Below are 14,119 nucleotides of genomic sequence, written 5' to 3' on the forward strand. Positions count from 1 at the left end.
TGCCCATGGACCAGTTCACCCATCGCCGCAAGGAACTCTGCGACCGGATCAATTCGTTCATCTGGTCGGCCGGGGGGGAGGAGCAGTTCAACGACCTCTGCCTGGAGACCTTCCGGTACCAGTACGAGGCCAACGAGGCATACCGCCGGTACTGCGATCTCAAGGGGGTGGCGGTGACCGACGTGACGTCGTGGCACGATATTCCCGCCTATCCGTCGGACGGCTTCAAGAAGTCCCTCGTGGTCTCCTTCCCCCAGGAGAAGGCGGTGATGGCCAACATCACCGGCGGCACCACCAACGCCGACCTGCGGGGGATCATCCTGCGTGACCGGTACGGCCGGGAGTTGGTCCTCTCCTCCAACCGCAAGGTGATGGGGGACTATCTCTTCCCCGAGGGGGAGCGGATGCCGATCCTGGTCCTCGCCCCCTCCCCCAAGAGTGCCCCGAACATGGGGATGGCCATCGGGATGGCCGAAACCATCAAGCATTTCGGCGCCGAGGGGAGCGGCTTTTTCATCACCCGTACCGGGATGAAGACCCGCCAACTCCTGAAGGCGATGAAGGAGTTCGAGTGCCGCGGCGTGCCGGTGGCGATCATCGGCTCCACCTCGGCCTTCGTCTATCTCTTCAACGCGCTGAAAGCCAACGGACTCGGCTTCCGCCTTCCGCCGGGGAGCCGGCTCGTGGACGGGGGAGGGTACCGGGGGAAGTTCGGGGAGCGGACCCGCGGGGATTATCTCCGGGAGTGCCGCGAGATGCTCGGCGTTCCCGAGCCCTACTGCGTGAACGTCCTCGGCATGGCCGAGTGCAGCACCAACTACGTCGACTCCACGCTGCGGGATGCGGCGCGGGGGGGGGTGGAAGGGCGTCGCAAGCCCGATCTCCCCTGGGCGCGGGTCGTGGCCTATGACGTGGAAACCTGCCGCCGCCCCCTTCCCGAGGGGGAGGTGGGGCTTCTGCGGCACTTCGACCTGGCGAACCTCCCCACCGTTCTTGCCGTCCAGACCGACAACCTCGGCTACCGGACCGCCGACGGCTTCGAGATCATCGGCCGCGCCCAGCTCGTCGACGGCAAGGTGTCGCTCGTCCCGTCGGAGAAGCCGGTGGGGCCCATGGGAGACCGGAAGATCTTTTCCTTCCTCGACACCTACATGAAATTTTCCATCAGCCGGCAGGTGGCGCGGCTCAGGAAAGAGGAAGCGTTCTGTCCCTGCGGCGAGATCATCGAGGAGATGCTCGAAGGGCACCGCCTCCCGTGACGATTCGTGGCCGGCGTCAGTTCCGCCCTGAAGCAAATACAAGGAGATTGACCGATGAGCCGTTTTGCCCCTTTGGTGGCGCTGTTAATCCTCGTCTCCATCCTTTCCGGCTGTGACCGCCGCGCCGGCGAGAAGCGGCAGATTGAGGAAACCGTGCGGCGCTATAACCAGCTCCTGACCCAGGGGTACGAGAGCCTGAACATGACCCCCCTCACCGAGGTGGCCGAGACGGAGCAGGCCACCAAGGTTTACAGTCATATGGCCGCCCTCGGCGAGGCCCGCACGAAGATGTATCCGACACTCAGAGATATTGCATTCTCCGATTTCCGCTTTTCCAGCGTTTCTTCTGCGGCGGTAACGACGCGGGAGAGCTGGGACTTCCGTCATGTCAACATCGACAGCGGAACGGTGACCCACGAGGAGAAGGGATTCGTCTACCGGCTTGCATACCGGCTGGCGCTCAGGGGGGGGCGGTGGATGGTGCGGGAGGTCGCTTCCATGGAAGGGAACGAAAAGGGAAGCGGAGCGAAGCGGTAGCGGGTTTGCCGCTCCGGTTGCTTCGATACGGGGAAACCATGAATTCCAGGAAAACTGCCGTTATTTTCATCGGATTTGTCCATGACTTCGCCGCCGGTTACTGGCTGGCGCTCATGGTGGCTATCGGCCTCATGCACCGGCTCCACGGTTCCCATCCCGAGGTGACCGGCATCCTCAACGGCATCGAGCGGAACTTCTTCTGGCAGAGCATCGGCGCCATGGGTGCGATTGCGGCCACCGGAGCCGGCCGGATGTTCACCTACGTCGAGAACTGGTACGGCCCCGACGCGGAACGGGTGCGGCGGCGAATGCTCGTCGTCAAGCACCTCTTTCTTGCCACCGTATTCGCCGCCGGTTACCTCGTCATCTACCCCATGGTATTCCACTGACAGGGCCCGTATCTATTCGGGCAAGCGGTTTTTCCCGCCTCGCCATATGCCGAAGTCAACCGGTTGACCGCCAGGTTCGTTCGTGACAAATGCCTTGTTTTTTCAAAGCAAATATGTGATTTTTAATTTTATTCCGAAGCGGCTCATTTTTTGCTTGAGATATTATCGTGTTTTCAGCCTGTTTGAGGAGTAGTTCGATGAAGATCAAACGCGTCGCCCTCATAACCCCCCCCTATCACTCCGGTGTCGTGGAGTCCGCCGGAACCTGGCTCAATGTCGGCTTCGTCTACATTGCCGGATCGCTGCGGGCGGCGGGGTACGAGGTGGATTACTACGATGCCATGTCGCTCTGGCACAAGTGGCCCGAGATCCAGAAGCGGATCGAGGCGTTCCGCCCCGACGTCGTCGCCACCACCGCCTTTACCGCCTCCATCGTCGATGCGGTGAAGCTCCTCGCCTTCGCCAAGCAGATCAATCCCCGCACCGTCACGGTCCTCGGCAACGTCCACGCCACCTTCTGCTACGAGGAACTCCTGAAGGCGGACCATGCTGCCGTCGATTATATCGTCCGGGGAGAGGGGGAAGTGACGCTTCCCCAACTCTGCACCTGCCTCAATGCCGGTGGCGATCCGAAGAAGGTGGAAGGGCTCGCCTTCTGGCGCGACGGCGGCGTGGTGGTCACTCCCAAGGCTCCCTACATCCACGATCTTGACAGCCTCCCCACCGCCTGGGACCTGGTGGAGTGGCCGATCTACACCTACCGGGCGAAGAACAACGCCCGGCTCGCCATCGTCTCTTCCTCCCGGGGGTGCAAGCAGCAGTGTTCCTTCTGTTCCCAGCAGCTCTTCTGGTCCCAGTCGTGGCGGGCGCGAAGCGCCGAGAACTTCGTGGCCGAACTGGAGATGCTGAACCGGAAGCATGGTGTCGAGGTGGCGATGCTCTCCGACGAGATTCCCACCTTCGACCGGGAGCGGTGGGTGAGGATCCTCGACCTGATGATCGAGCGCCGGGTCCCGGTGAAGCTCCTCATGGAGACCCGCGTCGACGACATTCTTCGCGATGCCGACATCATGGAGCGGTACCGCGAAGGAGGAGTGGAGCATATCTACGTCGGCGTGGAGGCCGGCACCCAGGAAACCCTCGATCTCTTCAAGAAGGATACGCAGGTGGAGCAGTCGAAGCAGGCCATCGACCTGATCAACGACGCCGACATCGTCTCGGAAACCTCCTTCGTCCTCGGCATGCCCGATGATACTCCCGACTCCATCGACCAGACCATCGAGCTGGCCAAGCACTACAACCCCGACATGGCCTTCTTCCTCGCCATCGCCCCCTGGCCCTACGCCGAGCTCTACCCGGAACTGGAGCCCTACGTGGCCACGAAGGATTACCGCAAGTACAATCTGGTGGAGCCGGTGATCAAGCCGAAGAACATGACGCTTGAGGAGCTGGAGCGCCAGCTCGGCAAGGCTTCCCAGAAGTTCTTCATGCACAAGTTCCAGAATCTCGACAAACTCTCCCCCTGGAAACAGGAGTTCATGCTTTCGGTCCTCGACCTTCTCGTCAATCACTCCTATCTTGCCGGGCAGATGCGCGCCATGCTCAAGGAAGGCCAGGAGATGCCGCCGGAGGTGAAGGCGTTGCTCCAGAGCGTCAGCACGCACAAATCCGGGGGAGTACACCCGGCCATCGCCCCTATCCCGTAGTGGACAGGGAAGTGTTCCGGCGTTGCAGACGGCCTCGCGTTCGAGGTCCGCAGCGCCGGGACTCGATTTATCCCCTCCCCATCGTCCTTCACTGCTGTCCGGTTTCCTCTCGTTTGTATAGAGTCCCTCTCAGCATCCCACTCCCCTGACCGTTGATCCCGTTACGGTATGCGAGGGGTGCGTTGCGTCAAAGATTTGAAGGATCTGTCGAAAAATGAAGCTTCTTGGCATATCCCCTGCTTAAGCCCCTCTCATGTTGCGTCAATGGTGATTATTTCGGAGAGATCTGCAGTTTTTTCACCGACTGGCCCGGCCTATTGACTGGATAATGCCTGAATAGGCCTCAACTTATTGATTTGTCGGAATTGTATCTTGTTGTTGCCGGCGGGTTAAATTATTTCGAAGTCGTTTGAAGGCACAGCTGCTGACAGCACTCCCTCGCGGGTTTTTCATCGTAGAGAAAGAGAACAGTAACGGAAAGGAAAGGAGGTAGTCTCACTTTGAAAAGGTCTATCACTTTGAGGAAGATGTTCCCCGTCATGATCACCCTTTGGGTCGTGGCCGTGGTGCTTCTGGCTGGCCCTCTGGGGGGGCATGAAGCGCTTGCCCTCACGGCGGCGGATTGCAAGACGTGCCATACCGGCGATCCCGTAACGGGAAGCATGGCTCCCACGCACCACGCCCTGATCCAGACCAAGGGACTCTCGTGTTACGCGGGAGGAACCACGACGGGGTGTCATAACCTGCTTTCCAACGGAAGCGGCGGCTTCACCATCGAGGTGGTTCACGACTGCATCGTCTGCCACGGTCAGAAGGACCACCTGGCCCAGCACAACATGCTTTCCACGGCCGCCGATTGCGTCCTCTGCCACACTCAGACGCCGGTGGCCGAGCACCTGAGCCGGACTTCGACCTGCTTCACCTGCCATAACAGCACGAAACCGGAGGTCCAGAGTACGATCGCGGCCGGCAAGGCCGGCACTCCGGTCACCTGCATCAACTGTCACGGTGCGATCAACCATATTGCCCAGCACGACAAGGTGACGACTCCGGCAGACTGCCTCTCCTGCCATAATCAGGGAGTTGTCTACGAGCATATCAACCGTCATTCCACCTGTGCCACCTGCCATTCGAGCACCAACGCCACGGTGCAGCAGACCATCGCGGCGGGCCGGGCGGGAACCACGGTCTTCTGTACCAGCTGTCACGGCGCGGTCAACCACATCGCCCAGCACGACAAGGTGCAGACTGCCCCCGAATGTGCCCAGTGCCACACGAAGACCGTCCTTGACGAGCACCTCACCCGCACGTCCACCTGCAGTACCTGCCACTCCAGTTCCCGGATTGACGTCCAGAACACCATCGCCGCAGGCCGCGCCGGCACGGTGGTCACCTGTGTGAACTGCCACGGCCAGTACAACCACCCGACGGCGCACACAGGGAAGGTGAATGTTCCCTACGCCGACTGCAGTGGCTGCCACACGGCTCCCCTGACCGATCTTCACGCCCGGCGGGGCTTCCAGTGCGCCGCCTGCCACGCCAGCAGCAACACGGCGGTGACCGCGACGGTCCAGAAGGGGCTTGGCGGACAGCCGGTCGTCTGCGCCGACTGCCACAGCTCCATCGGCGGCTTCGGCAATCACGCCGGCCAGCATGACATGGTCACGCTCCCCGCCGGCTCCCCCGGCTTCATCCAGGAGCACGAGGCCAAGAACGTTTACTGCGTGGCATGTCACAGCTACGCAGGGACCGCCCTGGACAAGGCGACCGTCGCCACCGCCATCAACAACGGGATGAAAGGTGTCGCCCAAAGCTGCAATTCGTGCCACCCTGGCTACGGCAACCAGCCTCCGGTGGCCAGCGCCGGTCCTGACCAGACCGTGGCGGTGAACCAGAGCGTCAGCTTCTCCGGCGCCGGTTCCAGCGACCCCGACGGCACCATCGTCTCCTACGCCTGGAGCTTCGGTGACGGCACCACCGCCAGCGGCGTCAGCGCCACCAAGACCTACACTGCTGCCGGCACCTACACGGTGACCCTCACCGTCACCGACAACGTCGGCGCCACCGCCACCGACACGGCGCTCGTCACGGTCCAGGCCCAGGCCGGATCGATATTCTCCGACGAGGTACTGTACCTGCAGCGGCTCAACAGCGTAACCTCTTCTGACAGCAACAGCCAGAACATCACCACCGTCTTCCAGGACGGCAACCTGACCGACCGGTATCTGCTGCAGAACACCAGCGGGAGCAGCTCCGTCGTGTCGATGAAGCTCAACCGCGATGCCCTGGGCGCCAGCAAGGTGATCCTGCGGCTCTACGTGTCGTCCATAAGCTCGTCGCGGACGATCAAGGTCTACCCGTACCAGTCCAACGGCACGTCGGTGAACACCAGCTACTCCGCGAGCGCCACGACGAGCACCACGGGATGGGTGGCAATCGACGTTACCTCCATCGCCCAGCGGATGAACGGCTACGGCTGGATGAAGTTCCGCGTCACCACCTCGGGCACCCTCTACGCTGCCGAGGGCGCCTTCCAGGTACAATAGGGAGGCGATGTGAACGGAATCCAACAAACCGCACAGTGGAGGAATGAAATGAAGCGCATCGCAACTGCAATCGCCGCGCTCCTCGCCATGGCCGCTCCGGCCATGGCGGGGCACACCGCCGCGGTGGGGCAGGGGAGCTGTTCCTACTGCCATAAAACCAACCTCATCACCCAGCACGGAGGCTTTGCCGCCACCGTCTGCCAGACCTGCCACGACAGCACTGCCAGCTTTGCCCAGGCTGTCTTTGCCACCATCAGCAGCGGCAGGGCCGGCCTGCAGTACAGCTGCTCCAACTGCCACGGCTCCGCCAGCCATACCGAGAAGCATCCCGGCTACATCGCCAACTGGTCCACCATGAATGGGGTTCAGCCCGGCGCCGCCGCGAGCTGGACCCAGCCCACCACCTTCACTCCTGTCACGCCGGCAACCCTGCAGTCCCAGCTCTGTCTCAAGTGCCACTCCTCCAACGGTTTCGGTGCTGCCGCCGGCGGGGTTTCCGGCATCGTCGGCCCCACCGGGAAGACGTTGACCGACCAGGCACTGGAGTTCAACCCGGCCAACCGTTCGGCCCACCCGGTCATCGTCAGCCTCAACAACCAGACCGGTTCCCTGGCGCCGCGGGCCCTGCCGGCTTCGGCCCTGAAGGCACCCTGGAGCAACGTGGGCAATCAGGTCATGTCCTGCTCCGACTGCCACGACCTGACGGTATCCGGCACTACCGGTCCCCAGGGGGCCACCTATACCTGGTCGCTCAAGGGGGCCAACAAGGCATGGCCCTATACCGTGGCCGGCGTCTCCAGCGGGACCTATCAGACGACGAGCAACAACTCCATGTCGTTCTGCTGGAACTGCCACAACTTCACTGCGGCTGGCGCACCCCACACGGAAGGGGACCACAATGGAGTTGCCTGTATTTCGTGTCATATCAGGGTCCCCCACGGCGGCAAGGTCTCCCGCCTGATTGCGACGGCAACCGCCGGCCTTCCGGCATACCAGAAGCCCGACGGCAAAGGGGCGGGGCCGACGAATATCACCGCCTTCAAGAAGGCCTCCTCTCCCAACAACTACAGCGAATCGAACTGCAGCACCAACTGCGGCGAGCACGGCGCCATTTCCGGGGCTGAAACCTGGTAATCCGCCGGATCGGGGCTGATAGCCGGCACGGTGTCGTTCATGGGGCGGGGCAGCCTGCCGCCCCATGAACGACACCCTCGTTACCGCTAAAGGCGCCTTCCCGTTGAGTGATGGGGGGGGAGCCGTCGGCTTTTTTTTTGAGCTTGACGGTCAATTGGCGAGGTCCATGCGCCGTTTGGCGTACTTGGCCGTGCATGGTGCGCAGGAACCGTGGCGGGGGATAACGGCCGGAACGACGGCCACGTGCCGTGCATCCGGGCCGGGATAAAGAAATGTCGCTAACTGACTGGACCTAAAGAGAAAATAATCTTTTTGCCATTGCCTGTTGGTCGGTTTTTTGGATAAAACGGGGAGACAGGCCGCGCATACCCCCGTGATATTCGACAAGACTAAACCATCCGTGAGGATGGGACGGAAAGCCTAGGGTCTCACCGAGACAGCCGGGATGCCGAAGTATCGTTTCTGATATTTGGCTCCCGGTTTTTTTGTATTGTTTCGGAGTGTTGGTCTTGTAATTGCAGAATAGTAACGATTGGGTAGCAAGAAAGTAAGGATAACCGATAAGACTAAACCACCCGCGAGGGTGGGGCGGAAAGCCTAGGGTCTCACCGAGACAGCCGGGATGCCGAAATGTCCAACGAGGATAGACGGCCCCGGCTTTTTTTGTGCCCGGATGGGGTTGTAACAAACGGTAGTAGATCACGTCAAAAGGCAGGAGAAGGAAGATGAAGGAATCGTTTCTGAAACGTTTTACGTTCAAGCTGGTTGCCCTCCTGGTGGTCTGTGCGGGGGGTAACGCCCTGGCATCCACGCCACCGCAGGTAACCGTCCTCCCCGCGATCACCGACGGGATCAGCACCCCCGTCAGGATCGCAACCGATACGGCGGGGAGCATCTACGTGGCGGATCCGCGCGGCGGCGGCATTCTCAAGTACGCCGGGACGGGGAAATTCCTGCAGGTCCTTGCCACCGCCGTTCCTCCCCAGGGAGTTGCGGTGGCGACGAACGGCACCATCGCCGTGGGCGAGGGGACGTTCGTGGCGCTCCTCGACCAGAGCGGCAAAGAGGTGCGGAGGCTCGGTGCCGGTGACGGCCAGTTCCGCATGGCCAACGGGATCGTGTTCGACGACACCGGCCGGATCTACGTCGTGGACAGCCTCGATAACTCGGTTCAGGTCTTCTCGGCTGCCGGCGATTACGTGACGCGCTTCGGCGTCCAGGGAGGGGGGAGCGGCCAGCTCAACATGCCGACCGGCATCGCCTTCGAAAAGGTTGCGCGCCAGCTGGCCGTTGCCGATACCTTGAACGGCCGCATCCAGTTTTTTGACACGAACGGTGCCTACCAGCGCACGGTCGGCTCCTTTGGCTCGGGCCCCCTGAAGCTCACCTTTCCCGTGGGGGTCACCTTCGAATACACCGCCGCCGCGGTCCCTGCCGTCTCCCGGATGTATGTCGCCGACTCGTTCCAGGGGAACGTCCAGGTCCTCGATCCGACCGGCAGCGGCTCGTTCCTGTCGTTCGTCGGAGGCTATGGCACCGGCAACGGCCAGCTCCTCACCCCCTCCGACGTGGCGTTCGACGCCGTCGGGAGCAGGTTGCTCGCCGCCAATGCGGTGGGGAGCGTCACCGTCTTCGGCATCGGCAATACCTTTATCCCCATCGACACCGTTCCGCCGGTACTCACCCTCAATCCGCTGCCGCCGAGCACCATCGCCGCGAGCCAGACCATTGGCGGCTCCGTGGAGGCGGGGGCAACGGTGACCGTGGCGGTGAACGGTGCCGCCGCGACGCCGGCCGCCGTGTCGGGCGGAAACTGGAGCGCAACCGTGAGCCTCGCGCCGGGTGCGAACACCATCGTCGTCAAGGCGACCGACGCCGCCGGCAACGTGTCGACCGTCAGCGCCTCCATTACCCTTTCGATCACGAACTTCAGCATCGATACGGTGCCGGGACTTATCAACGTGCCGAGCGTAAGCCTCACCGGGCAGCGGACCGCGGGCGTCACGATCACCGTCGTCAATACGACCTCCGGTGTGGCGGGAAGCGTCTCCTATCCGACCTCCACCACCTGGCGGAGCGACCTGACCGGCCTTTCCGAGGGGGATAACATCATCTCCGTGAACGGCGGCGGCAACTCCGAAAACGTGACGGTCACCGTCGACACCCAACCGCCGGCACTGACGGTTTCCGCCCTGCCTGCGGGGAGCACCACCTCCGCCCGCTTCCAGAACGTGACCATCCGGGTCGCCGATCCCCATCTCGACAAGGTCACCGTGAACGGCACTGCCGCCCCGGTCTCCGGCGGGCTGGCAACCGCCGCCGTCACCCTCGCCAATGGTGCCTCCACCATCACCGTGGTCGCCAGCGACAAGGCCGGAAACATTACGACCGATACCCGGAGCGTCTCGTTCGACAGCACCGTGCCGGGCATCGCCATCGCCGCTCCGGCCGACGGCCTCCAGACGAGAACGCCGGTGGTGGAGTTGAGCGGAACCGTTGCCGCCAATACGACGGTGATGGTGAACGGCGCCGCCGCCCTGATGAACGGCACGGCGTGGAGCAAGCGGGTCACCCTGAATCCCGGTCTCAATACGGTGACCGTCACCGCCTCGGATCTCTCCGGCAAAACCGCCACCTTCAAGCGGTCCGTGGTCTATGAAGCAGCGCTGCCGCAACTGGCGGTCACTGCCCCTGCGGAAGATACGGCGACTGCCCTGAACAGCCTCTCCGTCGCCGGTACGACCGAAACCGGCGTCACGGTGACGGTGACGGCCAACGGGAGATCCATCCCCGTGACCACCTCGGGGACCGGCTTCAGCTTCACGCTCCCCCTCGCCGTCGAAGGCCCCTACGCGGTGATGGTGACGGCCAGCGACGCCGCCGGCGCCACGAGCGTGGTGAAGAGAAACGTCACCGGCGACCGGACCCCGCCGCTGCTGCTCATCACCAGCCCGACCGTGCCGGTTCCGACGGTCATTTCCGGTGCGGCAGACCGCGACGCCACCGTGACGGCCACCGACCAGAGCGGCACCGCCACCGTGATCCCGGCGGTGGGCGGAACCTGGAGCCTCGATCTCACCGCAGCCGCCCTCGATCCGGCCACCGTCCGGGTGACCGCCGTCGATGCGGCGGGCAACGCCATGACCCGCACCATCGCCGCGCCGCTCCCGAACGGGGACGTCAACGGCGATGGCAAAGTGAATATCGCCGACGTTATTGAAATCCTGAAAGTGGCTGTCGGCATTGTCGCCCCCACCGCATCCGATTTTGCCAACGGCGACGTCGGTCCGCTGGTGAACGGCAAAGTATGGCCGGACGGCAGAATCGACCTCCGGGACGTGATCCTCGTGCTCCGGAAGGCCATCGGCAACGGGGGGTGGTAACTCCCCTTGTTGCCGAAGGAAAATGTGCCGCTATACTTAATCGGAAGTGTCATTTGTAAGGGGTGACTCATGAGTTACGGTGCACGAGGACTGCTGGCTGCCCTGCTGGTTTCTCTGTCGCTTGCCGCGACGGCCCATGCCATCGACCCTCCCCACGGTGCGGTCGTCGGCCTGACCTGCTCCACGTGCCACAGCACCCATGCCACCCTGGGCACCACCGGTTACAACAACATGTGTCTCAACTGCCACCGGCCGGGGGTCCCCCTCGCGGGGACCCGCCCCTTCACCATGGCCGACATGGCAAACCCCTTCGGCACCTATACGGGGACGAGGGTCGGGACCATCTACCAGACCTCCCATGCCTGGCGGGGATCCGACACGGTCCCCCAGGCCGGGGCGCTCCCCGCCCAGGATCCGACGCTTGCCTCCAGCAAGGCGGCGGGAATGTTGACCTGCAGCCGCTGCCACGATCCCCACAACAACACCATCCGCCCCTATCTCCGGATCGCCAACGACCGTGACCAGCTCTGTCTCGACTGCCACCGGGTCCGCAACACCACCGACCACACCCGCGGCACCCACCCGGTGAACGTGGACTATGCCGCCGCCGTCGCGGCAAATCCCGCCGGCTTCAACCCTGCGCCGGTCAACAGCAACCCGGCGAACCCCACGGCGGCCATGAGGCTCGTGAATGGTGCGGTCCTCTGCTCCACCTGCCACGGCGTCCACTATACCGACTCCAACAGCGCCACCTTCGACAACCACTCAGGATACGACCTGCTCAAACCGTCGGCCGGCTACCTCCTCCGGACCGACCTGCGCGGCGCCAGCGCCACGGCCCCCAACATCTGCACCAACTGCCACATAAAGCCGAACCACAACGGTCGAGGGCAGAACGTCCAGTGCGCCGACTGCCACGGCGGTCACGTCGACCTGGCCGACGGCAGTGTGCCGAACGTCTTCCTCGTGAACCGCTACATGAACGTCTCCACCATCTTCGGCGCCGTCCGCGCAAAGGCGGTCTTTCTTCCCTATACCGCGGCGGCCCGGCGTCCCTACAAGGATGTCAACGGCACCGGCGTATGCCAGGCGTGCCACGTGGTGCCGACGGGAGGGAACTACCCGGCCGAGCACTCCCTCCCTACCGCCGCCGCGGCCGACTGCGCCGTCTGCCATACCCACGGCAACGCCAGCGGAGCATTCTCCGCCGCGGGGGGGGGATGCAACTCCTGCCACGGCTATCCCCCCAAGGCGAACACCGCCGGCGGCCCCGACGGCATGGCGGCCGGCTACGCCTCGGCGGGGGTGAACGAGGCGACCACCCCCCACAAGCGTCATGCCGGCGGGGGGAGCGACTACTCCATCGCCTGCGACCAGTGCCACCGGGGGAACAGCCACGGCACCGGCACCTTCCAGGATGTCTTCAAGAGCCCGGCCGGAACGGTGGCGGCATCCTTCGGCGCGACCCCGACCTACAACGCGGCGGCCCGCACCTGCGCCGCGGTCTACTGCCACAGCGACGGCGCACCGCGGAACGGCACCCTCACGCCGGTCATGACCGCCAAGACGGTGCCGGCCTGGCCCAACGGCGCCGGGACCATCACCGGCTGTGGTTCGTGCCACGACGCCTCCCCCGCCACCAACGCCCATGCCGCGCACCTGGCCAAGGGGTACGGCTGCGCCCTCTGCCATAGCGCCACCGTCAGCGACAACACCACCATCTCCGACCGGAGCAAGCATGCCGACGGCATCAAGACCGTGGCGTTCGGTTCGGTCCCCCTCACCGCCGGCACCTCCTGGAACGCCGCCACCGCAACATGCGCGGCGAGCAAGTGCCACTCCGACGGCACGGGCGGCAGCACCGGCGCCCCCCTTGTCACGCCGGTCTGGACCAATCCGGCCACCGGCAAGTGCGGCAGCTGCCACGCCACGTCCCCGACGATTGCCTCCACGAGTCCCCAGACCATCGCCACCGGCCTCCACTCGACGCACCTCACCGGCGTCTACGGCGCGAACCTCGGCACGGCGCTCACCGCCTGCCAGAGCTGTCACGACTACTCAACCGCCAAGCATGTCAACGGCACCGTGGATCTCCTGGCCACCGCCTGCACCGGCTGCCACCCCCTTGGGGCGAACTGGAGCACCACGGCGCGGCTGGCCTGCACCACCTGCCATGCCGCCACCCCCTCGGTGATCGGCGGCATTGCCGCCCCCTACAAGGCGAACTTCACCACCACCGGCCACGGCCAGGCGGGGGTGAACTACGCGGCGAGCCGTGCCTGCGAAAACTGCCACAACCCCAATGCACCCCATATCTCCAGCGCCCTCGGCACCACCATGCGGCTCACCCTTCCCGACGACAACACCCTCTGCGCCTCGTGCCACAACGACCCGACCAAGGTCCCGACACCGAGCAGGCAGAACCTTGCGTCCCACGTGACCGTCAAGGGGGGAACGCCGACCAGCGACTGCAAGAGCTGCCACGACGTCCACGGCACCACGAACCTCTCCATGGTGAAGGGCAGCATCAACGGCAAGGCGATCACCTTCGGCAACCTCTCATCGGGCTTCGTGAAGACCGTGGCGCCGTACGACGGTCTCTGCCAGGTCTGCCACACCCAGACCAACCACTACCGCGCGGGGCAGGCGCCGGATGGCCACCCCACCAAGAACTGCCTCTCCTGCCACAGCCACCAGGGAAGCTTTGCCTTCCAGCCGGTTGGCGGCGGGACCTGCGACTCGTGCCACGGCTATCCCCCCCTCCCCGCGGGCTACGTCAACGGTGCCGGAAACTATGCCGCCGGCAAGCCTGAGGATTACCTCGGCGGCGGCGGCGCCCATACGGTTGCCAGGCATGTGCCGAAAGCGGCAGTTCCCGCCGACGGGTGGAGCAACTGCACCATCTGCCATGGCAACGGCTCCCTTGCCCCCACCACCCACACCATGGTGCTGCCGGTGACCCCGAGCAAGATCACGGTGGACGTAAGCGACAGGTACAAGTTCAACCACACCCTGCCGCTCGGCTCTCCGCAGTACAGCGGCAAGCTCCTCGACGGCGGCGCCAATGCCACCGGCAGCTGTTACAACGTCAACTGCCACTTCAAGGCATCCAAGAAGTGGAGCACCGCCAGGTAGGACGGTTCTCGCGCACGAGAAGATGAAAGG

The 14,119-nt window shown here is 64.0% G+C and carries 8 protein-coding genes and 2 riboswitches; all 8 genes read left to right on the forward strand.

Annotated elements, in window-relative coordinates; genetic code table 11:
* The first annotated feature begins 5 nt into the window (after positions 1 to 5).
* The 8 genes from GPICK_RS03105 (at position 6) to GPICK_RS03140 (ending at position 14,089) form a co-directional block, all read left to right on the forward strand.
* On the forward strand, positions 6 to 1,259 hold the full coding sequence (locus GPICK_RS03105) for a LuxE/PaaK family acyltransferase (RefSeq protein ID WP_039740430.1): 1,254 nt from the start codon (positions 6 to 8) through the stop codon (positions 1,257 to 1,259).
* 54 nt (positions 1,260 to 1,313) lie between these two features.
* Positions 1,314 to 1,796 (forward strand): hypothetical protein, encoded by a 483-nt coding sequence (locus GPICK_RS03110; RefSeq protein ID WP_052263256.1) that lies wholly within the window; start codon positions 1,314 to 1,316, stop codon positions 1,794 to 1,796.
* A 38-nt stretch (positions 1,797 to 1,834) separates the two neighbouring features.
* Positions 1,835 to 2,185, forward strand: a complete 351-nt coding sequence (locus GPICK_RS03115; RefSeq protein ID WP_039740432.1) for a hypothetical protein — start codon at positions 1,835 to 1,837, stop codon at positions 2,183 to 2,185.
* 197 nt (positions 2,186 to 2,382) lie between these two features.
* Entirely contained in the window at positions 2,383 to 3,891 is a 1,509-nt protein-coding gene (locus tag GPICK_RS03120) for a B12-binding domain-containing radical SAM protein (protein ID WP_039740434.1), read from the forward strand.
* A gap of 539 nt (positions 3,892 to 4,430) precedes the next feature.
* Complete coding sequence (locus tag GPICK_RS03125; protein WP_236685633.1) at positions 4,431 to 6,437, forward strand: PKD domain-containing protein; 2,007 nt, start codon at positions 4,431 to 4,433, stop codon at positions 6,435 to 6,437.
* Between the two features lie 48 nt (positions 6,438 to 6,485).
* Positions 6,486 to 7,571 (forward strand): cytochrome c, encoded by a 1,086-nt coding sequence (locus tag GPICK_RS03130; protein WP_039740438.1) that lies wholly within the window; start codon positions 6,486 to 6,488, stop codon positions 7,569 to 7,571.
* A 378-nt stretch (positions 7,572 to 7,949) separates the two neighbouring features.
* A riboswitch (cyclic di-GMP riboswitch) is annotated at positions 7,950 to 8,024 on the forward strand.
* Positions 8,025 to 8,126: 102 nt separating this feature from the next.
* A riboswitch (cyclic di-GMP riboswitch) is annotated at positions 8,127 to 8,201 on the forward strand.
* Positions 8,202 to 8,296: 95 nt separating this feature from the next.
* Positions 8,297 to 10,954, forward strand: coding sequence for an Ig-like domain-containing protein (locus tag GPICK_RS03135; RefSeq protein WP_039740439.1), 2,658 nt, complete (start codon positions 8,297 to 8,299; stop codon positions 10,952 to 10,954).
* A 69-nt stretch (positions 10,955 to 11,023) separates the two neighbouring features.
* Positions 11,024 to 14,089: a cytochrome c3 family protein gene (locus GPICK_RS03140; RefSeq protein WP_039740441.1), complete on the forward strand. Its 3,066-nt coding sequence runs from the start codon at positions 11,024 to 11,026 to the stop codon at positions 14,087 to 14,089.
* The last annotated feature ends 30 nt before the right edge of the window (positions 14,090 to 14,119 follow it).

The organism is Geobacter pickeringii, from assembly GCF_000817955.1.
GTDB classification, from domain to species: domain Bacteria; phylum Desulfobacterota; class Desulfuromonadia; order Geobacterales; family Geobacteraceae; genus Geobacter; species Geobacter pickeringii.

What these genes read in the sequence shown, in the direction of transcription:
- GPICK_RS03125 (WP_236685633.1), top strand. Translation starts at nt 4,431, where the DNA reads ATGATCACCCTTTGGGTCGTGGCCGTGGTGCTTCTGGCTGGCCCTCTG.
- GPICK_RS03105 (WP_039740430.1), top strand. Translation starts at nt 6, where the DNA reads ATGGACCAGTTCACCCATCGCCGCAAGGAACTCTGCGACCGGATCAAT.
- GPICK_RS03115 (WP_039740432.1), top strand. Translation starts at nt 1,835, where the DNA reads ATGAATTCCAGGAAAACTGCCGTTATTTTCATCGGATTTGTCCATGAC.
- GPICK_RS03120 (WP_039740434.1), top strand. Translation starts at nt 2,383, where the DNA reads ATGAAGATCAAACGCGTCGCCCTCATAACCCCCCCCTATCACTCCGGT.
- GPICK_RS03140 (WP_039740441.1), top strand. Translation starts at nt 11,024, where the DNA reads ATGAGTTACGGTGCACGAGGACTGCTGGCTGCCCTGCTGGTTTCTCTG.
- GPICK_RS03130 (WP_039740438.1), top strand. Translation starts at nt 6,486, where the DNA reads ATGAAGCGCATCGCAACTGCAATCGCCGCGCTCCTCGCCATGGCCGCT.
- GPICK_RS03135 (WP_039740439.1), top strand. Translation starts at nt 8,297, where the DNA reads ATGAAGGAATCGTTTCTGAAACGTTTTACGTTCAAGCTGGTTGCCCTC.
- GPICK_RS03110 (WP_052263256.1), top strand. Translation starts at nt 1,314, where the DNA reads ATGAGCCGTTTTGCCCCTTTGGTGGCGCTGTTAATCCTCGTCTCCATC.